Source organism: Termitidicoccus mucosus (assembly GCF_038725785.1).
GTDB lineage: Bacteria > Verrucomicrobiota > Verrucomicrobiia > Opitutales > Opitutaceae > Termitidicoccus > Termitidicoccus mucosus.
In genome coordinates, this window is the sequence record NZ_CP109796.1 from 2378063 (window position 1) to 2398994 (window position 20932).

The following is a 20932-nucleotide window of genomic DNA, read 5'->3' on the forward strand; positions in this document are numbered from 1 at the left end:
TAAAGCCCCGCGGTGTTTTGCGTCAAGCGCGTTGCTTGGTCGAGTGCCAGAAAGGGTGCGCCCCAAGACGCAGTCAGCGCGAGGCTGCAGCGCGTGGCGCAGGCCGCCGTGCGTCCGCCCTTCATTTCGCGTCATTCGCAGATGCCATTTTACCTGCTGCCCTCCATGAAGATGCGCCCCACCTCCCTCACACCAGAAACCATCCGACCAGCACCAGGGCGAGGATCACGCGGTAAATCGCAAACACGCCCAAGCCGTGCCGCCCGAGGTAGCTGACGAGAAACCTCACCGCGAGCGCAGCCGACACCCCCGCCGCGACGATGCCGAGAATGACATGCGGCCAGCCAAACACGGCGATCATCGCCGGGCCGGTGGAGACTCCTTTCAGCAATGCCGCCCCGCCCAGGGTGGGCAATCCCACCAAAAAACTGAACTCCGCCGCCCGCGCCGGGCTGAGTCCGCAAAAATATCCCCCCACCATCGTCACCATCGAGCGGCTGGTGCCGGGCCAGAGCGCGAGGCATTGCATGAGGCCGATGCCGAGCGACTGCCGCACGGTGAGTTCCGACAAGTCGCGACGCGCGGCCGACGCGGTCGCGTGCGCCTCGGGCAGGCGGCCGCGCCGCCAGCGTTCGGCGGCAAGCATGAGCAGCGCGCCGAGGACGAGCGCGATGACCACGGCCTCGATGGAAAAAAGGCGCTCGTCGAGCTTGAGCTTGTGCATGGCCAGCCCGAGCGAGGCGGCGGGAAACACCGCGAGGATGATGTTGCGCAGCAGGCGCAGCCCGGCGGCGTCGCGCCCGAGCAGCCCGGCGAGCATGGACAGGAGCTGCCTCCAATAAAGCAGCATCACCGCGGCGATGGCGCCGGCCTGGATGATGACCGTGTAGGCGTCGGCCGCGAGCTTGAGCGTGAGCGGCTCGCCGGCGGGATTTTTGGCGGAGGGTTCGCTGGCCCAGAGCGGCCGCCCGTCGGCGGCGAGCAGCGGCGCGTCCGATTCGAGACCGAGCGCGTGCGAGGCGATGATGAGGTGCCCGGTGGAGGAAACCGGCAGAAATTCCGTGATGCCCTCGACCACGCCCAGGATGATCGCATCGCCCGCGCTGAGTTCGGCGGCGGGCGGGACCTGCGGGTCGCCCGCTGCGGAAAGCACCGGCGAGACAGTTTCGTCGGCGCGGAGACTGGCCGGAGGAAAAAACGCCTGCGCCAGCAACGACGAAAAAATTAAAACGATGAGCGAGCGCCGCGAACGGCAAACCGCGCCCGGTCTTGTGGAATGAAACGCTCCTGTCATCCGCACCAGTCGCGCCGATGCGCGCGGTCCTGTCGAGAATATGCTTTCCCCGCGAGGTTTTTTTTCGCTTCGATTAACAACTGGATGCAATTCAATCCGGCATTTTCCCATTCCCGCTCTTTCCTCTTTATTCTTTCTCTTTCCTCTTTCTCCCCTGCTCGCCCCCTGACGAAAGAGAAAGAATAAAGAGGAAAGAGAATGGCACCCGGCTTGAGTCGCTTCGATTAACAACCTCCTGATGAAACGAACCTATTTCGGCACCGATGGCGTGCGCGGCCCTTATGGCGGGCCGGTGATCAACGAGCAATTTGCCGCGCGACTGGGCGAGGCCGCTGCGCATTTTGCCATGGCGCGGGCCGGGCGCCCCGGCAATCCGGCCCGCGTGTTGATCGGCCGCGACACCCGCGGCTCGGGCTGGCGCCTGGAGCAGGCGGTCGCGGCGGGGCTCGCCGCGGGCGGCCTGTCGCCCGCCGCGCTCGGCATCGTGCCGACGCCGGCGGTCGCGGCGGCGGTGTTGCGCGAGCGCGCGATCCTGGGCGTGATGATCACCGCCTCGCATAATCCGGCGGGCGACAACGGCATCAAGTTTTTCGACCATCAGGGACTCAAGTTCAACGACGCGGGCGAGGCGGAAATCGAAAGCCTGCTGCCCGGCGAGGCGCGCGGGCGCGAACTGGCCGCGGGGATCGACTCCGCCGCCGCGACCCACGCCGGCCCGCTGCCCAGGATCGACGGCCTCGCCGCCTATCTGGAAACAACGCGCTCCCTTTTGCCGCCGGGCGCGCTGGCCGGCTGGCGCGTGGCGCTCGACACCGCCAACGGCTCCACCTGCGCCACCAGCCCGATGGTCCTGCGCGGGTTCGGCGCGACCGTCGACGCGCTCGGCGCGGAGCCCGACGGGAAAAACATCAACGCGGGCGTCGGCAGCGAGCACCCCGGAAAACTCGCCGCGCGCGTGCGCGAAACCGGCGCGCAAATCGGCATCGCGCACGACGGCGACGGTGACCGCTGCATCCTCTGCGACGAACACGGCGCGGTGCTCGACGGCGACGAGATCCTCACCCTGCTCGCGCTGCACGCGCTGAACCGCCGCAGCCTCGCGGCGGACACGCTGGTCGTCACCGTCCAGAGCAACCTCGGCGTGGACGCCGCCGTGCGCGCGGCGGGCGGGCGCGTGGAGCGCAGCGCGGTGGGCGACCGTTACGTGATCGAAAAAATGCTGGCCACCGGCGCGACGCTCGGCGGCGAGTCGTCGGGACACGTCATTTTCTCGGACATCTCGCGCACGGGCGACGGGCTCGTGGCGGCGTTGAAGGTGCTCGAAGTGATGCTTGAGACCGGGCGCCCCCTGTCGGAATTGCGGAAAGGGTTGAAAAAATTCCCGCAGGCGACGTCAAGCCTGCGCGTGCGCGAAAAACTCCCGCTCGACGCGCTGCCGCCCCTTTCCGGCGAAATCGCCGCGCTGGAGCGCGAACTCGGCGCGGAAGGCCGCGTGCTCGTGCGCTATTCCGGCACCGAGACGAAACTGCGCCTGCTGGTCGAGGGGCCGACGGCCGCGGCCGTGAAATCCGGCCTCGCCCGCCTAGACACCGCGGCACGGCAAGCGCTGGAAGTGGTGTAGCCTTTACCGCACCTCAAACTCATACGCCGCGCCGCCCGCGCCCGCGGCGTAAAACGCATACCGGCCGGGCGGCAGCGACCGCCCCACGCGCAGCAGCGTCACGCCGGGCTCCAGCTCCTCCATCACGGTCGTCTCGCGCCGGTCTCCCGCGCTCGCGAAATCCTTGGTCACGGTCACCATCGCCACCTTGCGATCCGCGCCGGCTTTTTTCATTTCCAGCGGCGCCACCTCCAGCAGCGGCCACTCCTCGCCCACGTTCGCCGGGCGCGCCAGCGCGCCGCGAAATAGCAGCGTCACCCCCGCGCCCGGCACGGCCGGCGCCGGAGTGTCGCCGTCAAACACCAGCGTGCCTGCCGCCGAGCCTTCCTCATCCTTCGAGCCCAGCCACACCCACGAAAGCACCGTGTCCGCCGCGCGCCCGGTCTTTTGCAGCAGGGAGCGTTTCACTCGCCCGTTGTTGGCCGGAAGCGCGCGCCATTGCCCGTCCGCCCACACATGGGCACCGGCGTCCGCCGGCCACCGGTCGGACGGCAGCACCGTCGCCCTTCCGCCCGACACCGGAAACGCCAGCGACCACCATTGCCCGCGCGAGCGGCCCGCGATCTCCCGCAACGACAAATCCAGGTCAAACACAAACGCCCCGCCGCCGCCGAACCACGATTCCCGCGCATTCGCGCCGCCCTTCGCCGCGCCGTCATCGCCGGTTTCCAGCACGAGCGCGCCCGCGCCCGGCTCCACCGCGCCGCGCAACGCGCGCCGCGCGCCCGGCCAGGCAAGCGAGTCCAGCACCGCGGACACCTCCCCCGTGAGCGTGTCCACCCGGTCGAAACGCAACCGCACGCGCTCCCCCGCCCCGCCGTCGCGCGCGAGCGTCCCGTCATACGCCGCGCCCTCGCGCACCACCAAGAACGCCAGTTCCCGCAGCTCCGCGCGGCGCCGCGCCACCGCCGCCACGTCGCGCGGCGAGGCCGGCGCGAGGGTGACCGTCCCGCCGTCCGCCGTCCGCGCGCTGAACGCGCCTCCCTCCTCCCCGAAAGCCAGGCTGAAGCCGTCCGCGCCCAGCAGGCCCATGCGCGCCGCCCCCGGCACGCGCTCCGCCGCGCCGCTCTCCAGCCGCAGCGGACGCCCCGCCGCGCGGTGGCGGTTCGCGACCAGCCCGCCGCGCACCGTCCGCGTCCAGTGATTGGTCGCGCTCTCGAGCACGGCCTCCAGCGCGCCGTTTGTATCGAGTTTTTTGATACGCAATAAAAATTCCTCGTGCGCGCCGCCGTCCGCGGTCGGACGCGCGCTGGCGAGGAAAACCCGGCCCGACGCGAACTCCGCCCGCAGCCGGCCCTCCGCGGCCCGCAGCCTCGCGATGGCCGACACGCGCGCCGCGTCCGCGAGCAGGCGGAGATTACCCTGCCATCCTGCGATGCGCGAAGTGAGCGCGTCCGCCTGGGCCGCGAACTCCAGCCGCAGCGCCGCCTCGTCGCCGACCAGCGGCCCCGCGCCGCGCGCCGCCTGCGCCGCGTCCGATTCCAGCGTGAGCAGCGGCAGGCCCGTCGCCGGGTCGCTTGAGAAACGTCCCGTCATCGCGCGGGAATCGCTCCATCCATTCTCGGTGCGCAGCAGCGCGGTCAGCGTCCGCTCCGCCGCGTTCACGCCTGTCACCTCGACGCTTACGCCCAGCTCGTCCTCCGCCCCGCCGTTTTCAGGAGCGCGGACATTCTTGTCCGCGATGTCGCCGGCAGGTTCCGGGCGGGGCGACATACCCGCCGCGCCCGCATTCCATTGAGACGCTTCCGCGCCGGTGATTGTTTGGGATTTGTGATTTGGGGATTTGGAATTTTCCCCGGAGGGGTCATGGGCCAGCGTGCCTAGGAAAAACGCCCCGGCGCGGAATTGCCCGGCGACCTTTTCGAGCGCCCTGTCCCCGCCCGCCTCCAACTCCGCGTAAAACTGCGCGCGCGCTTTTTCCAGCCGCGCAAGCGTCTCGCCGCCGCGCGACACGATGCGGCGGATTTGCTCCACGTCCGATTCGCGCGACACGTCCAGCACGCGCCCGTCGAATTCGCCGAGGGGACGCCCGCCCGGGGCCGCCGTGACCGGCGCGCTCCCGGTCACGTGCGCCCTCCAGCCGGCGTTGGTCAGCGTCGCGCTCATCGTCACATCAAACTCGATCCTTGCCCCGGCAGGCGCGGTTTCGCGCACCAGGGACAACGAGCCGAGCGAACCGTTGTCCTTGGGATCGACGCCCGCGAGCTGCTGGATGCGCGTCGCGCCCGGTCCGGCCAGCAACCGCTCGATTTTTTCCGGCACGCTCACATCGAGTTTCAATTCGTCCGCCAGATACGCGCGCGCCTCCACCGGCTCGTAAAGCGCGCCCGGCAATTTCGTCACCGCGCGTCCGCGGTTTTCCGCCTCGCCGGGCCGGGTCGCGCCCGCAGGCCTGACCGGGCTTTCTGAGAACGACACCAGCGCGAGACCGTGCTCCGAAGCAAATTCCGCCGCGGCAGCCCGCCACACTTCCGCGTCCGGCGCCTTTCCCGGGCCGCGCGACATCACAACGACCAAGATCACCGCCAGCGCCGCGCCCAGCGCGGCCAGCGCGCGCGGATTGCGGATGCGGCGCCAGACGGCTGCGGCGCGCGCGGCAGGTCGGGCCGGAAAAGACGGCGTGACTGAAGGCTGCAGGGAAGACGGAGGCGGAGCTGACAAAGGCAAAGGGATCTGCGACGGCTCGGCCGGGGTGTTGGTTGTGTTTTCTGCTTTCTTCATCGGTTGAGGCGGCCACCAATGTGGACACTCCGCCGCCAAAACGCGAGCCCTGCGCTCGGCAAAAGGACGATATCAAACATTTCTCTGCCTGTATTGGCAATAAAGCCGTGAACTACGAAAGCCGCACCTGCACAGGCGGGATCCCATCCCTTCATTCCACCACCCGCACGCCGCCGAGGTCGGCGCTGCTGACCATGCTGGCGTAGGCGCGCAGGGCCTTCGACACGATGCGGTCGCGGATGGGTTTGTAGGCGAGTTTTCCCTTCGCCTTCTCCGCTGCCCGGCGCGCGTCGAGCTCGGCGGCGGACAGGCGGACGTTGATGGCGCGGTTCGGGATGTCGATGTCGATGATGTCGCCGTCGCGGATGAGCGCGACATCCCCGCCGGCTGCGGCCTCGGGCGAGATGTGCCCGATGGAAAGCCCCGAGGTGCCGCCGGAAAAACGGCCGTCGGTGATGAGGGCGCACTGTTTGCCGAGGTGCTTCGATTTGATGTAGGAGGTCGGATACAGCATCTCCTGCATGCCCGGCCCGCCTTTCGGGCCTTCGTAGGTGATGACGACCACGTCGCCCGCCCGCACCTGGTCGAGCAGGATGCCTTGCACGGCGGCGTCCTGCGAATGGAAGACTTTGGCCGTGCCGCTGAATTTGTGGATGCTCGCGTCCACGCCCGCGGTTTTCACCACGCAGCCTTTTTGGGCGATGTTGCCCTTGAGGATGGCGAGGCCGCCGTCCTTGGTGTAGGCGTGCGCGACGTCGCGGATGCAGCCGGCGGCACGGTCGGCGTCGAGCGCCTTGTAGGCGCTGTCCTGCGAACCCATGACAAGGTTGAAGCGGTGCGCGGGCGCGGAGGAATAGATGCGAACCGCCTCGGCGGAGGGCGCGGCGGCGGTGATATCGTGGGCCTTGATGGCCTCGGCGAGCGTGAGCCCGTCGGCGCGTTTGAGCGAGGTGTCCACGAGTCCGGCTTTCGCGAGTTCACCGAGGATGCCGAGGATGCCGCCGGCCCGATTCACGTCTTGGATATGGTATTTCTCGGAATTGGGGGCGACCTTGCACAGGCAGGGGACGCGGCGCGAAAGGGCGTCGATGTCGTCCATCGTGAAATCGACCGCCGCCTCGGTGGCGATGGCAAGCAGGTGCAGGATGGTGTTGGTCGAGCCGCCCATGGCGATGTCGAGCGCCATGGAGTTCAGAAACGCCTGCTTCGACGCGATGGCGCGCGGCAGCACGGAGTCGTCGCCGTCGCGGTAGTATTTGTAGGCGTTTTCGACGATGAGGCGGGCGGCGTCCTGGAAGAGCCGGGCGCGGTTTTTGTGGGTGGCCACGATGGTGCCGTTGCCGGGAAGGGCGAGGCCGATGGCCTCGTTGAGGCAGTTCATCGAGTTCGCCGTGAACATGCCCGAGCAGGAGCCGCAGGTGGGACACGCGACGCGCTCGAGGGCGCCGATTTGCTCGTCGGTCACGGAGGCGTCGGCGGCCTCGGTCATGACGTTGATGAGGTCGAGGTGGCGGTCGCCGAGTTCACCGGCCTCCATCGGGCCGCCGGAGACGAAGATCGCGGGGATGTTGAGGCGCATCGCGGCCATGAGCATGCCGGGGGTGATCTTGTCGCAGTTGCTGATGCAGACCATGGCGTCGGCCTTGTGGGCGTTGACCATGTATTCGATGCTGTCGGCGATGAGGTCGCGCGAGGGCAGCGAGTAGAGCATGCCGTCGTGGCCCATGGCGATGCCGTCGTCGATGGCGATGGTGTCGAACTCCGCGGCGAAGCAGCCGAGCGCCTCGATTTCGCGCTTCACCATCTGCCCGATTTCATGGAGGTGCGTGTGGCCGGGGACAAATTGGGTAAACGAGTTCACGACGGCGATGAGCGGCTTGCCCATCTGCTCGTCCTTCATGCCGTTGGCACGCCAGAGCGCCCGCGCCCCCGCCATGCGCCGGCCTTGCGTGCTCGTTGAACTGCGTAACTCGTTTTTCATGGGTGTCGTTTTTGAATAAAGGTGCCCACGCTAGACATAAGCGGGGCGGGTTGCCATTGAAAAAACAACAAGGCCGGCTCAACGCGAGCAGGGCCCCGGACTGGCACCGAGCTCCGCCGGGGAACGCGTTTTTTTCGTGATTGCTTCACCCGGGGCGCGCCGCATTCACTGGACGGCTCTTTTCGCAATGGCCTTCAATCTGCAAAAGGTGCTCCGCGCACTGCTTTTTTCCTCGAGTCAGCCGCTTTCGGTCAAAGACATCCAGAACCTCTTTGCTCGCTTCCACGAGCAAGCCCCGCCTGCGCGTCCCGAAGACGAAGATGAGGAAAACACCGGCGCCGCCGCCCCCGCGTCCGAGTCCGCATCCGAAGCGCCCGGCACCGAACAGGATGAGGCTTCCGGCGACGAAAACGAAGGCGCGGACGAAATCTCTTCCGCCACCGCCGACGACAACGACCAGACCGGCAGCGACGGTGACGCCGACTCCGCATCCGACGACGAGACCGCCCCCGATCGCGCACCCGCCGCGGACGCCGACGCGGAGCCTTCCGTCGCCGGTGAGGCCGCCGAGGAGGCCGCCGCCGACTCGCCCGAGGATCACGATGCCGAGCTTTACGAGGATGTCCCCTCGCTCATCACCGGCGCGCAAATCCGCGAGGCCATGGACGCCATCTCCGAGGAGATGCGCGCCACCAACGACATTTACCTGCTGATCGAAGGCCCGACCGGCTACCGCATCGTCACGCACCCGCGTTTCGCGCGCTGGATACGCATCCTCCGCGACGAGCCGCCGCCGGTGAAACTCACGCAATCCGCCATCGAGACCCTCGCCATCATCGCCTACCGGCAGCCGGTCACGCGCACCGACATCGAAACCATCCGGGGCGTGTCCGCCGAAGCCGGCCTGAACAAGCTCCTGGAACGCGAGCTTGTTTACATCATGGGCCGCGCCGACCTCCCCGGCCGCCCGCTGCAATACGGCACGACGGACAAATTCCTCGATTTCGTCGGCGTGAAATCCCTCGTCGAGCTGCCTGCGTCCGACGTGCTCTCGCCGCGCCAGATCGACGAATGGCTGAAAAACGCCACCAACGCCCGCCCGCCCGCCGATGCCGACATGGGCCTGCCGCTCGAGGAAGGCGAAGGCGAATCCCCGAACCTCAAGTCCGTCTCGGTCGATCACGCCGAGGCATCCGGCGAAGCCGACGAGACGCCAATCCTTTCACGCGCCCCGCTTCCCGTCGCCGACGACACCGACGACGACGCGAACGACACCGACAGCAATGAAGCCGGACTTGGCGAGCCGCCAGCGGAAACCGAATCCGCCCCGCAACCGGAGGAGTCCGCCGCCCCCGAAAACGAGGCCGGCGACGAAGGCGAGAAAAACTAGGCACGCTACTTCGCGCAGACCGGCGAATACGTTTAAGTTTTAAGCCCAGATCACCGCGCCCGCATCCTGCTCCCGACTTAAGCTCAAACTTGTCAGGTTTCCCACTTCGTCCGGAACAACCCAAACTTATTCCTCCCCGATGGACCTCAATCCCCTTCGCGAAAAAATCGACGACATCGACCGCCAGCTCGTCGAACTGCTCAACCGCCGCCTCTCGCTCGCCGCGGAAATCGGAAAATTCAAGCGGCACTCCGGCGGTCCCATCTATGTCGCCGAACGCGAGGACGCCGTGTTCCGCAAAGTCACCGCGCTCAACGAGGGGCCGATCAAAAACGACGCCCTGCGCGCCATCTACCGCGAAATCATGTCCGCGGCCATCGCGCTGGAAAAGCCGCTCGTCATCGCCTACCTCGGGCCGGAGGCGACCAACAGCCACGCCGCCGCGCTGAAAAAATTCGGCGCCAGCGTGGACTACCAGCCGCTGCTCACTTTCGCCGACATCTTCACCGCCGTCGAAAAAGGCGAGGCCGACTACGGCATCATCCCGATTGAAAATTCCACCGAAGGCTCGGTGCGCGACGCGCTCGACCAGTTTGTCACCTCCGACCTGAAAATCGTCGCGCAACTCAACCTCGAAATCTCCTACGCGCTCATCTCCCCGGAGCCGCTCGAAAAAATCACCAAGGTTTATTCCAAGGACCAGGCGCTCGCGCAATGCCGCCTCTGGCTCCAGCGCCACCTGCCGCATGCGCAGCTCGTCAACGCGTCCAGCACCGCGCACGCCGTCGAGATCGCCCGCGACGAACCCGGCGCCGCCGCCGTGGCGCCGCCCATCGCCGCCACGCACTACGGCGTGCCGATGCTCATGCGCAACATCCAGGACAAGGCCAACAACACCACGCGCTTCTTCGTCATCGGCAAGACCCCCTCCGGCCCCGTCGGTGGCGGACGCGACATGACGAGCTTCCTCATCTCGCTCGGCGACGAGGCCTCGCGCCAGCCCGGCGCGCTGCTGCGCATGCTCAAGCCGCTCACCGAGCGCGGCATCAACATGTCGAAAATCGAGTCGCGCCCGAGCAAGCGCCTCGCCTGGGATTATTACTTTTATCTCGACGTGACCGGCCACTACGACGACCCGGCGATGCGCGCGGCGGTCGAGGAACTCCGCACGTTCTGCCCTCTCGTGAAGTGGCTCGGCAGCTATCCGGTGGCGGCGTGATGTTTTGGGAGGCCGTGGGCAAAACCCCACGGCCTCCGCAGTCGGAAGGCGGCGGGTTGCGTGGCATGGGCGTCCCCGCCCATGTTTTTTTGGGGGATGGCGGCGCGGAGCGCCGTCGCACGGGCGAGTCGCCCGTGCCACTCGACCTGGTAGGGCGGCGCAAAAATGCCATTTCATACCATTTCCGACTCCGTTTTGAACTTTGGCGGCCCCTGTCTTTTTGGAGGCCGCCCCTCCAAAAACATCTCTCCATCGCATTCTGGCGTCGGTTTGCAACCTATTGGGCTACAAACCGGGGTTTCGCCTGCGAGGTGGCTGGAGCCGCTGTTCGGGGATGCGGCAAGGTAAATGAGGAAATTCCTAATGGGCGGCCGCCGCGCCAGTGGCGGAGCTTTTTTGGAAAGGCGCGGCCTCGGCACGGATGCGGGCGATGGCATCCTGCACCTCTGCGTTCTTCAGAAAATCAGCCGCGAGACGTTCGCCGAGGATTCGTCCGCCGATGATGTCACTCGGATAATGCACGCCTGCGACGACGCGCGACCAGGCGAGTTCGCGGGCACGGGCGCGAAGCGCGTCGCCGTGCATGGGAAACGCGGCGGCGAGGAGCCCGGCCCAGAGATGCGCCTGCGTGGAGTGTCCACTGGGATACGCGCCGCTCGAGGGAAGCTCGAGGAGCGGCCGGATGGATTTGTCGAACAGCGGCGGACGCGGACGGTTCCAGATGTTTTTGGCGGTGTCGCTGATGGCTTTGCGATCGGCAAGGATCTGCTCGAAAAAAACGGCGGTGAACGGGAGATTCTCGGCATTGAACCAAGAGCCAAGCACAGAGTCGAAATGGAACACGCTGTAGGCGTCGAAGCGGCGCGCCAGTTCGGCTTGCGCGGGGGTGCGGGCGAGTTGCGCTTGATAAACGGTTTCGAGTTCGGCGCGGGTGGCGAGCGAGTCATCGGGCGGCGGCGCGGGGAGGAGCCCGGCGAGGTCGTAGGCCGCAGCATCGAGATAGCGCCCGGGCGCGGCGGAGAGCGAGGACGCGAGCGCGATGACGGCGAGCAGCGCCGCAAACGAGGCGATGCGGGCGCGGAAGAGGCGCGCGTGACGGTGTGCGTTTTTCATAAAAGGAAATGCCGGAATTTTTATGTAAATGGAAAGCCTGGTAATTAAAAATGCCTGTTTTAAAATTTCTCACTTTGCCCGCGGAGCGAGGCCGAGCGCATCGAGGATTTCCGCGACGGGGAAGGCGCTGATGCGCTTGTCGTTGTCGCAGGCGTAGAAGATGCCCGCGGGATAACGCGGGAGCGGCTGCGGGCTCAGCCAGACGCCGTCAGTGTTCAAGGTGTAAGCGCCGCGAAAGGTGCCGACATGGGCGAGCGTTTCCCGGTCAAACAGGTGGAAGAGGTTTTCCTGCTTTCCCTGGTCGGTGCAAATCCAGTAGCCGCTGCGTTCGCCGGTCGGGAGCAGGGCGATGCCCTCGGCCTGGTATTTGAAAAGCCCGTCGCCGATGGTTTGCCCGGTGAAGCGGCCCGCGTGGTCGTAGATTTTTATGTTGAGGCCGCGCGCGGGATCCTCGTCCTCGTCGGCGACGAGCAGGCGGTCGTGCGCGGGGTCGCCGTTGATGGACTCGACGATGTGCAGCACGCCTTTGCCGGCGGTGTCGCCAAAGGTTTTTATCAGCTCGCCCTCGACGACGCGGCCCTCGATCCCGACTTCGTAGAGGTGCACGCGGCGGCCAAGCCCGGCGGCGGGCGGCGTTTCGCCCGCGGGCGTCTCGTAGCTGTCGGTCACATACACATGCCAGCGCCCGGGCGCGAGTTCGCGGACGTAGAGGCCGTAGGGCTTGACCAGCTCGTCTTCGCCGAAGGTCGCCAAGGAGACGAGGTCGGGAAGGCCCAGGACCTGCACGCGGTGGTTGTCGCGCTCGACGACCAGCACGTAATCGCCCGCGACCCAGATGCCGTTGGGCCGGCTGAACTGCCCGGGCTCGATGCCGAGCCCGCCGACGCGGCGAAGCATCGCGCCGTTGGTGGCGTCGTAGATGTTGACGGAGTGGCCCGCCTTGCTGGTGGCGAGGAGCCAGTGCCGCCCGTCCGGGCCGTGCCACGCGGCGGGCGAGTCGATGTTTTCACGCGACTGCTCGGTGGTGAAAAAGGATTCGTTGACGGTCACGACAGGCGGCGCGGCATGTAATGAAATTCCGAATACAAATGCGGCAAGGATGGCGGCGAGGCGGTGCATGGGAGGTGGAAATGAACGTGATGTTATGTGAGGGCGGGGCCGGGTTACAGCTTCCATTGGACTCCGAAGTTGGCGCTCGTGCGGCTGGGTGAGTCCAGCATGCCGTCGCCAAGGGCGAACGCGGCCATGAGCCCGTCCTCGGTGCCGGTGAAACGGTTGCAGCGCCGCGCAGAAACAAGGACTGGCAGGAACGTGAACGGATGCGTGTTTCTCATGAGCAGGGTCGAGTGGGTGCGCAACATTCAGCGAGCGCCCTCCGCGCCGCCCGTCAACGCCCCGGCCGCGCCGTTTCCGAAGTTTAACTTTCGCGCCACGCCTCCGTCACATTTGCGCCCGGTTTGCCGTCCCGCGCGGCTCTTCTGTTGCCAAAGCATCCCCTTCCCCGCAGCGTCACCGTCAACCGCCTGTTCCTGTTCTCTCATGCAAAAACCAATCCGTCTCGCCGCCCTCGCAGTCGCGGCCCTTCACTTCGTCCTGTTTTCCGGCGCCCCCGCCCGCGCGGTCACGCCGCCGACCGGGCCGAAATTCGCCCATGACACCAGCGACCTGCGCGCCGACTCCCGCGTGCGCTTCGGCACGCTGCCCAACGGCCTGCGCTACGTCGTGCTCGCCAATTCCGAGCCGAAGGACCGCGCCAGCCTGCGCCTCGCCGTCGTGGCCGGCTCGCTCCAGGAAACCGACGCCGAGCGCGGCATCGCGCACTACCTCGAGCACATGGCCTTCAACGGCAGCACGCACTACGAGCCAGGCACGCTCGTGAATTTCTTCCAGCGCATGGGCATGGGCTTTGGCAACGACACCAACGCCTACACCAGCTTCGACCGCACGGTCTACCTGCTCGAGCTGCCCGACACGAAGGCGCCCACCCTCACCGAGGGGCTCACCGTCCTCAACGACTACGCCGGCGGCCTGCTGCTGCTCCAGCAGCAGGTGGACAAGGAGCGGGGCATCATCCTCGCCGAGAAACGCACCCGCGACTCCATCGACTACCGCCAGCGGCTCGCCGAATACAATTTCGTCCTCGGCGACACGCTCCTCCCGCACCGCTTCCCCATCGGCGAAACCGAGACCATCGAGTCCTTCCAGCGCGAGCACTTCACCGCCTTCTACGACGCCTGGTATCGCCCCGAGCGCATGGCCGTCATCGCCGTCGGCGACTTCGATCCCGCCGCCGTCGCCGGGCAGATCGCCGGCACCTTCTCCACCCTCGCCGCGCGCGCGCCCGCCCGCCCCGACCCCGGCCTCGGCTCCATCCCGGCATTCGCCGGCACCCGCGCCGCCTACCTGCCCGAGGCGGAGGCGCCCGCCGCCAGCGTTTCCATCCAGAGCATCGTCGCCATCCAGCCCGAATCCGACACGGTCGCCACGCGCCTGGAAAAACTCCCCCGCACCGTGGCCCTCGCCATCGTCAACCGCCGCCTCTCCATCCTGGCCAAAAAAGAAAACGCGCCCTTCTCCCGCGGCGTCGTTTACGCCAGCGAAGGCTTTGATCTTTTCCGCAACGCCGGCATCGACCTCACCTGCCAGCCCGCGCAATGGCCCGAGGCCCTCGCCCTCGGCGAGCAGGAGCTCCGGCGCGCCCTCGAGCACGGCTTCGACGACGCCGAGCTGCGCGAAGCCACGGCCAACATCCTCAACAGCCTGGAACAGGCCGTCCGCACCGCCGCCACACGGCGCTCCGACTCGCTCGCCTCCGGGCTCATCTCCGCCCTCGTCAACGACCGCGTTTTCACCACGCCCGACGATGACCTCGCCCTCTTCAAGCCCGCCCTCGAAAAAATCACCGCCGCCGAATGCCTCGCCGCCCTCCGCGCCGCCTTCGACGCTCCCGGCCGCTACCTCACCGTCATGGGCAACGCCGTCGTAGGGCCTGACCTCGCGTCAGGCCGCGAGCCCGCTTCCCCCGCCGACATCATCACCGCCGCCTACGAAAAATCCCGCGCCACGCCCGTCGCCGCGCCCGAGGCCGTCGCCGACGCCGCCTTCGCCTACACCGGCTTTGGCCCCGCCGGGGAAATCGCCTCGAGCGAGCACGTCGCCGACCTTGACCTCGACCTCGCCACCTTCACCAACGGCGTCCACCTCAACACCAAGAAGACCGATTTCGAGGCCGGCCGCATCTACATCAACGTCCGCGTCGGCACCGGCCAGCTCACCGAACCTCGCGACCAGCCCGGCCTCGCCACCTACATCAACTCCACCTTCCTCGCCGGCGGCCTCGGCAAGCACAGCGCCGACGACCTCCAGCGCATCCTCGCCGGCCGCACCGTGGGCACCGGCTTCAGCGTGGCTGACGACGCCCTCGTCTTCAGCGCCCGCACCAACCGCGACGATCTGCTCCTTCAACTCCAGCTCATCGCCGCGCACATCACCGATCCCGGCTACCGCGAGGAATCCGATCGCCAGGCGCGCAAGGCCTTCGAGCAGTTCTACACCCGCCTGCGCCACGTGCCGAACGGCCCGCTCCAGCTCGAAATGCCGCGCCTCCTCGCCAGCGGCGACCCCCGCTTCGGCGTTCCCGCGCAAGCCGAACTCGCCGCGCGCACGCTCGCCGAGGCGCGCGCCTGGCTCGCGCCCCAGTTTGCCACCGGCCCCATCGAAATCGCCATCGTCGGCGACCTCGACCCCGCCGCCGCCCGCGACGCCGTCGCCCGCACCCTTGGCGCGCTCCCGCCGCGCGATGCCAAGCCCGAGCTCGAAGCCGAGCGCCGCGCCGCCTTCCCCGAAAAGCCGTTCACCCGGAACTTCACCGTCGAGACCGAAATTCCGAAAGGCATTCTCGCCCTCTACTGGCCCACGACCGACAGCCGCGATGTCGGCGTCGCCCGCCGCCTCAGCCTCCTCACGGCCGTTTTCCGCGACCGCCTCCGCGTGCAAGTCCGCGAGAAACTCGGCGACACCTACAGCCCCTCCGCCGGCAGCATGCCCAGCGACACCTACCGCGACTACGGCGTCCTCGTCTCCAACGTCACGCTCGACCCCGCGAAAGTCGAGATCGTCGGGCAAACCATCGCCGCCATCGCCGACGACCTCGCGCAAAACGGCGTGACCGAGGAGGAACTCGAGCGCGCCCGCCTGCCGATTCTGACGAGTCTCCGCGAGTCCGCCCGCACCAACGCCTACTGGCTCGGCTCCGTGCTGGGCGCCGCGCAGGAGCAGCCCGAACGGCTCGCCTGGAGCCGCACCCGCTACACCGATTTCGAAGGCATCACAAAGGCCGAACTCGACGCCTTTGCGAAAAAATACCTCCCCTCGGAACGAGCCTTCCGCGCCATCGTCACACCGGCCGCAAAGTAAAAAGTTGAATTGGAGGGACGGCCTCCGAGCCGTCCATCTGCGCCGAAGCGGACGGCCCGAGGGATTGCGTGGCATGGGCGTCCCCGCCCATGTGTCCGGGGGTTTGCGGCGCGGAGCGCCGTCCACGGGCGGGGACGCCCGTGCCACACGACCCGCCCTGCCTTGCGTTAACCTCTGTTAACAAAGTAGAACTATTGCCCCGCCGCGGCGTGAAATTCCGCGCGCGTCTTGAATTTCCCCAGGCGCGACTCGTCGATTTTCAGGTGCACGACCTTCTGCCAGCGGTGCGGGACGAACACATGCAGCACGCCGTCCGCGGCGACCACGTCGGCATAGGAGCATTGGTAGTTCGGATTCGCCGGCTTGAGCGTTTCGTCGAGCGCGTTGGCGAGCAGCAGGCGCGACTCGCCCCACGTCGCGCCATTGTCGGATGAAAGCGAAAACCAAATCTCGGCGCGGCTCGCCCAGTCGTTGAGCGAAAGCGGATGCGCGCGGCGCTCCGCGATCTCGGCCCCGGTCGGCGCGGGCATCGTGAGCCATTCGGAATGCACCGGCTCGGCCACGGTGCGCCGGACCGCGCGATTGTGGTGCAGCGCGATGAGCCTGCCGTCGGACAACCGGAACAACATCGGCGGCGCGTCCGGCTGCGCGAGCGGCGTGAGCGCGGGCGAGCCCCACGTGGCCGCGTCGTCGGCGCTGCGCATCTCGCCGAGGAAGCCGGCGTTGGTGCGGTACTGCGCATAGAGCGCCGCCCCGCCGGTGGCGAGCACGCTCAATTCGTCGAGATGGTTGATCTCCGCGATGAACTCCGGATGCGCGGCGCGCGGAAATTCGGGCATCGTCCACCGCCGCGCGCCGCCTTCCGCCAGCTCGCCGCGCAACACGCGCCCGTGGTGGAATCCGATCACCCAGGTGCCCGCCGCGGTCTGCGTCGCGGGAATGACGCCGACGCCGTTCCAAATGCCGCCGTTGTCGGCGCGCCTGATGACCTCGGGCGCCGACCAGGTGACACCGCTGTCATCCGAGACCGACCAGCCGTAGGCGGCATCCCGCGCCACGCCGTCAACCATGACCTCGCGCAGGGTCTCGAAGGCAAAGAGCCTCCCGGTCCCGCGGTCCACGATGAGCGGCGCGCTGTAGTGCTTGCCCGTTTCTCCAAACGGAAACGTCGGCCCTCTCCAGGTCGCGCCGCCGTCGGCGGAACGCAGGGCGGTTTGCTTGTTCGCATTCTCGCGCAGCGTGCTCGCGAACCAGCCGTCGGGAATGAGCACGAGCAACTCGCCGTTCGGCGCGCGCACGGAGCGCACGCCATAGAGCGTGCCCGGCTCCTGCTGCGCGCGGTGCAGGGCGGAGGTGTCCGCCGCCGCGCCGACAAGCATGCCGGCCGCCTCGTCCAGCCTGTATCCGTCAGGTGGATGCGCGGTGTCCACCAACACGTCGCCCGCCACGCACACCCGCGCGGCCATGACGTCCTCGCCGGTCCCGGCCTTGTCCGCCGCGACGCTTTCGCGGGCGAATTTCCCGCGCGGCGCGCGCAGCAGGTCCGCCGCCGTCGCCATGCGGCGCACGTCGTCCTCGCGAAAAGAGACGCCGATGGTCCGACCCGCCGGCGTGGTGAAAAACACCTCCCAGTCGTTCGCCGAGCGCAGCGCGCGGATGGAGCCGGACGCCGAGTTCTCGGGAGCGCGGACATTCTTGTCCGCGATGTCGCGGGCAGGAATGCCCGCGCTCCCGTCCGCCGCGTCCGCGCTCACCGCCGCCGCGACGAAGCGCGGTTCGCTCCAAGTCGCGCCATTGTCCTTGGAATAGCAGCACCAGAGCACATTGGGCTGCGCAAACCAGCGCGCGGACGGCGTGCCGCCGAGCCCGAGGCGAAGTTTGTTGCCGGCATCCGCCATCGCAAACTCCCGCGTCCCGTCCGGCCCGGCCGCGTCCTCGCCGCCCGGCGTCGCGCCGCCTGCGATCTCCGCCGCCAGCATGGTCTCGTCCACCATCACGCCGAGATCGGTGTAGGTTTTCAGTCCGAGCGGGGGCGCGAGCGGATCGGAGGGAATCACGGGCGCGCCCGCCCCGACGAGGAACTCGATGGTGTTTGCCGTGACCGCGAACGCGCCTTCCACCCCGGCGGGCAGGTTCGCCGCCCGTAGTTGGGATACGGATACATTCTGCGCGGCGCCGAACGTCACCGGCGTCCAGAGCGTGCCGGGCGGCGCGGACGCGGGCGCCTCCGCAAAGTCGAACACCAGCGCGCCGCCGCCGGTGAGCGTGCCGGCCAGGTCGAGCCGCGCGCCGCCCGGGCCGCCGCGCAGCGTCACGCCCCGCGCGGCGTCGAGCGCGCCCGCCCTCAACACCCTGCCCGCGCAACCCGCTCCGCCCCCCGGCGCGATGACCGAGGCCGTGCCGCCGGCGACAAGCGCGCCGGAGATGGCGCCGTTTCCGCCGACGGTCGCCTCGCCGACGATCACGTCGCCGGGGCCGGCCGCGCTGCCCGCGGTGTTGTTGAAGAGCAGCGTCCCCGCGCTCACGCGCGTGCCGAGCGAGTAGGTGTTGTCACCCTCGAAGATGACCGTGCCCGCGCCGGTCTTGTCCACGCCGCCCTGGCGTCCGGCGGTGGTGTTGTGGTTGTTCGCAATGACGCCCCGGAACACGACTGTGCCTCCCTCCGCCGCGAAGAATTCTGTCGCCTCCAGGCCGGCGTCCGTGCCCGCGCTGGCGAGGCTGACCCTGCCGGTGAACGCGACCGTGCCGGTGGTGTTGAGGCCGCCCACCATCGCGGTCGCGGCCGCCGCGCCATTGGTGAAGTTGACCGGATTCGCAACGCTGGCGCCGGGCCGCGCGATGACCACGCCGCGCCCGCCGGAGCTGCCGGGGTTGTTCGTGATGGTGAGCGAGCCGAGCGCGTTGGAGCCGTCGAGCACGACCCGTCCGCCATGCACGCGCAGGTCGCCGAAACGCGAAAGGTTGTTGTTCGTGCCGCCGATGACCCAGTCGCCCTCGCCTTCCTTGCAGAGGCGGGCCGTGCCCGCCCCGCCCGCCGCGCTGTCCGCGACGAGCGGGCCGTTGGTTTCGAGACGGGCGCCGGCATTGACCGACACGTAGGTGAGCGCGATGCCGGAGGCGGGCTTGAGCGCGCCGTTGAAGTCGAGCGCGCCGGACGGCCCGAAGACCAGCGTGCCGCTGTCCACGTGGATTGCGCGGGCGTTGGCCACGCCGCTGGTGAACGCGACGCGATGCCCGATGGTGTTCTCGCCGGTGATGTTGAGCAACGGCGCGGTGGCCGCCGTGGTCGCGGAGAGCGCCAGCGCGAGCGTGCGCGCCCCGTCGGAGCGCAGCGTGAAACCGCCGCCATGAAACCGCACCGCCGCCACCCGCGCGTCGAAATCGAGATTGGGCGCGCGCCGCCCCTCCGCCGCGGAGTGCCGGTCAAACACGACCGGCAGCGTGCCGTCGATCGCCTCGAGCGGGACATGGCGGTTCCAGTTGGACAGCGTTGACCAATTCAAATCCGGCAATGCGCGGCCCGACCAGTAGGCCGGCGCGTCGGCTGCATGCGCGCGCAACGCGGCCACGGCAAGAAAAGCCAGACAAGGGATCATTGACGAAACGCCGGGGATGCGCGGGATTTTCATGGCACAATAGTCCGGGGGAAGAGCGGTTGAGGTGGCGTGATTGCAAACAACCGGGAATGTCCCGGCAAACACGACGGCATGGTTCTTTCCATGCGCCATCGCGCACCGCCGCCGCGCCAGTGGGAAGGCACGCCCGGGGCACCCAGACACACGGTGCAGCCTCAAGGTAATCTTTCTCTTTCCTCTTTATCTTTCTCTTTCTCCCACGGAAAACCAGCCGCGCGGAGAGAAAGAAGAAAGACAAAGAGGAAAGAGAAAGATTTAATGCAGGCGGGCGGTATCGGCCTGGGTTGCCCTTCTCACGACAGAAAGCTACGCACCAGGCCGTAAAGCTCCTCCGACTCCAGCAAAAACGAATCGTGCCCGAGATCGGTCTTCAACTCCGCGTAACTCGCGCGTTTTCCCGCGCGCAGCAGCGCCAGCGTGATGGCGCGGTTCTGTTCCGGCGGGAAAAGCCAGTCGCTCGTGAAGCCGACCACCAGCGTATCCGCCTCCACCTTGGAAAACGCCTGCTCAAGCGAACCGCTGGCCGCGGCGAGGTCGAAATGGTCGATGGCCCGCGTGATGTAGAGATAGGTGTTGGCGTCAAAACGATTGATGAACGCCTCGCCCTGATAACGCAGATAGCTCTCCACCTCGAACTGCACGTCAAACGTATAGGCATGCCCGGCCGCGCCGCTGCTCGCTGCCGTGCCGGTGCGGCGGCGTCCGAACTTCCGGTCCATGCTCGCGTCCGACACGTAAGTGATGTGCGCCATCATGCGCGCGATGGCCAGCCCCACGCGCGGACCGCCGTGGACCGGATAATCCCCGTGGTGCCACTCCGGGTCCTGCATGATCGCCTGCCGCCCCACCTCGTTGAAGCCGATCCCCTGCGCGCTTTCGCGGGCGGTCGTCGCCATCGGCAGCAACCGCCGGACAAAGGACGGGTATTCGATGCCCCACTGGAGCACCTGCATGCCGCCCATCGAGCCGCCGATGACGGTGTGCAGCGACGCGATGCCCAGCGAATCGACCAGCCGTTTTTGCGCCCGCACCATGTCGCGCACCGTGACGAAGGGAAACGTGATGCCAAACGCGCGCCCGGTCGCGGGATTGCTGGACGACGGCCCGGTCGAGCCCTGGCAGCCGCCGAGGCAGTTGCTGCAAATCACGAAAAAACGGTTCGTATCCACGGCCTTGCCGGGGCCGATGAGGTTGTTCCACCAGCCGGGCTTGCGATCGGTGAGCGAGTGGATGCCCGCGCAATGGTGATCGCCGCTGAGCGCGTGACACACCAGCACGACGTTGTCGCGCGCGGCATTGAGCCGCCCGTAGGTCTCATAGCGCAGCGTAAACCCGGGCAGCGTCTGCCCGCTTTCAAACACGAAGGGTTCGGCCGATACAAAATCACGCGCCTCCACCAGCCCGGCCTCGCCGGGCTCGAAGCGATCAATCAAGGCGGATTCATCAGCGTCGTTCATGGATCTGGAATGGATACGAAAGCGCCCAGTGAACACGAAAGCGGCC

12 protein-coding genes and 1 pseudogene are annotated in these 20932 nt (G+C 67.6%); 5 read left to right on the forward strand and 8 right to left on the reverse strand.

Annotation, left to right across the window (positions count from 1 at the left end; genetic code table 11):
• Window positions 1–187: 187 nt before the first annotated feature.
• Window positions 188–1153 carry an undecaprenyl-diphosphate phosphatase gene (locus tag OH491_RS08070; protein ID WP_068772384.1) on the reverse strand — a complete coding sequence of 322 codons (966 nt, stop codon included), beginning with the start codon at window positions 1151–1153 and terminating at the stop codon, window positions 188–190.
• Window positions 1154–1532: 379 nt separating this feature from the next.
• Between OH491_RS08070 and OH491_RS28135 the strand changes: the two are divergent.
• Together OH491_RS28135 and OH491_RS28140 are read left to right on the forward strand one after the other, a co-directional pair.
• Window positions 1533–1931: pseudogene (locus OH491_RS28135) on the forward strand (phosphoglucosamine mutase); the annotation flags it as partial.
• A 111-nt stretch (window positions 1932–2042) separates the two neighbouring features.
• On the forward strand, window positions 2043–2915 hold the full coding sequence (locus tag OH491_RS28140; protein WP_425429196.1) for a hypothetical protein: 873 nt from the start codon (window positions 2043–2045) through the stop codon (window positions 2913–2915).
• A gap of 3 nt (window positions 2916–2918) precedes the next feature.
• Here the strand turns inward: OH491_RS28140 and OH491_RS08080 are convergent, their stop codons facing one another.
• Window positions 2919–5675: a hypothetical protein gene (locus tag OH491_RS08080; protein ID WP_068772249.1), complete on the reverse strand. Its 2757-nt coding sequence runs from the start codon at window positions 5673–5675 to the stop codon at window positions 2919–2921.
• A gap of 151 nt (window positions 5676–5826) precedes the next feature.
• Window positions 5827–7656, reverse strand: a complete 1830-nt coding sequence (gene ilvD, locus OH491_RS08085) for a dihydroxy-acid dehydratase (RefSeq protein WP_068772248.1) — start codon at window positions 7654–7656, stop codon at window positions 5827–5829.
• Window positions 7657–7792: 136 nt separating this feature from the next.
• Between ilvD and scpB the strand changes: the two genes are divergently transcribed.
• Together scpB and pheA are read left to right on the forward strand one after the other, a co-directional pair.
• Complete coding sequence (scpB, locus tag OH491_RS08090; RefSeq protein ID WP_334319596.1) at window positions 7793–9046, forward strand: SMC-Scp complex subunit ScpB; 1254 nt, start codon at window positions 7793–7795, stop codon at window positions 9044–9046.
• 139 nt (window positions 9047–9185) lie between these two features.
• Window positions 9186–10265, forward strand: a complete 1080-nt coding sequence (gene pheA, locus OH491_RS08095) for a prephenate dehydratase (RefSeq protein ID WP_068772246.1) — start codon at window positions 9186–9188, stop codon at window positions 10263–10265.
• Between the two features lie 360 nt (window positions 10266–10625).
• Here the strand turns inward: pheA and OH491_RS08100 are convergent, their stop codons facing one another.
• The 3 genes from OH491_RS08100 to OH491_RS08110 form a co-directional block, all read right to left on the reverse strand.
• On the reverse strand, window positions 10626–11378 hold the full coding sequence (locus OH491_RS08100; protein WP_068772245.1) for a phosphatase PAP2 family protein: 753 nt from the start codon (window positions 11376–11378) through the stop codon (window positions 10626–10628).
• A gap of 69 nt (window positions 11379–11447) precedes the next feature.
• Window positions 11448–12497 carry a hypothetical protein gene (locus tag OH491_RS08105; protein WP_068772244.1) on the reverse strand — a complete coding sequence of 350 codons (1050 nt, stop codon included), beginning with the start codon at window positions 12495–12497 and terminating at the stop codon, window positions 11448–11450.
• A 44-nt stretch (window positions 12498–12541) separates the two neighbouring features.
• The gene (locus OH491_RS08110; protein ID WP_334319595.1) at window positions 12542–12712 is read right to left on the reverse strand and encodes a hypothetical protein; all 171 of its coding nucleotides are present in this window, start codon (window positions 12710–12712) and stop codon (window positions 12542–12544) included.
• 205 nt (window positions 12713–12917) lie between these two features.
• On the opposite strand from OH491_RS08110, the gene OH491_RS08115 reads away from it, so the two are divergent.
• The gene (locus OH491_RS08115; protein WP_068772242.1) at window positions 12918–15794 is read left to right on the forward strand and encodes a M16 family metallopeptidase; all 2877 of its coding nucleotides are present in this window, start codon (window positions 12918–12920) and stop codon (window positions 15792–15794) included.
• Between the two features lie 191 nt (window positions 15795–15985).
• Here OH491_RS08115 and OH491_RS08120 read toward each other — a convergent pair whose 3' ends face one another.
• A complete protein-coding gene (locus OH491_RS08120) occupies window positions 15986–19423 on the reverse strand; it encodes an exo-alpha-sialidase (RefSeq protein WP_068772241.1) in 3438 nt (1145 codons plus the stop codon).
• Window positions 19424–19722: 299 nt separating this feature from the next.
• Window positions 19723–20886: a homoserine O-acetyltransferase MetX gene (gene metX / locus OH491_RS08125; RefSeq protein ID WP_068772240.1), complete on the reverse strand. Its 1164-nt coding sequence runs from the start codon at window positions 20884–20886 to the stop codon at window positions 19723–19725.
• Between the last annotated feature and the right edge of the window lie 46 nt (window positions 20887–20932).

Bases quoted from the DNA above. Each gene is read 5' to 3' on its own strand.
- OH491_RS08080 (WP_068772249.1), bottom strand. From the start codon at position 5,675: ATGAAGAAAGCAGAAAACACAACCAACACCCCGGCCGAGCCGTCGCAG.
- ilvD (WP_068772248.1), bottom strand. From the start codon at position 7,656: ATGAAAAACGAGTTACGCAGTTCAACGAGCACGCAAGGCCGGCGCATG.
- pheA (WP_068772246.1), top strand. From the start codon at position 9,186: ATGGACCTCAATCCCCTTCGCGAAAAAATCGACGACATCGACCGCCAG.
- OH491_RS08100 (WP_068772245.1), bottom strand. From the start codon at position 11,378: ATGAAAAACGCACACCGTCACGCGCGCCTCTTCCGCGCCCGCATCGCC.
- OH491_RS08105 (WP_068772244.1), bottom strand. From the start codon at position 12,497: ATGCACCGCCTCGCCGCCATCCTTGCCGCATTTGTATTCGGAATTTCA.
- OH491_RS08110 (WP_334319595.1), bottom strand. From the start codon at position 12,712: ATGAGAAACACGCATCCGTTCACGTTCCTGCCAGTCCTTGTTTCTGCG.
- OH491_RS08115 (WP_068772242.1), top strand. From the start codon at position 12,918: ATGCAAAAACCAATCCGTCTCGCCGCCCTCGCAGTCGCGGCCCTTCAC.
- OH491_RS08120 (WP_068772241.1), bottom strand. From the start codon at position 19,423: ATGAAAATCCCGCGCATCCCCGGCGTTTCGTCAATGATCCCTTGTCTG.
- metX (WP_068772240.1), bottom strand. From the start codon at position 20,886: ATGAACGACGCTGATGAATCCGCCTTGATTGATCGCTTCGAGCCCGGC.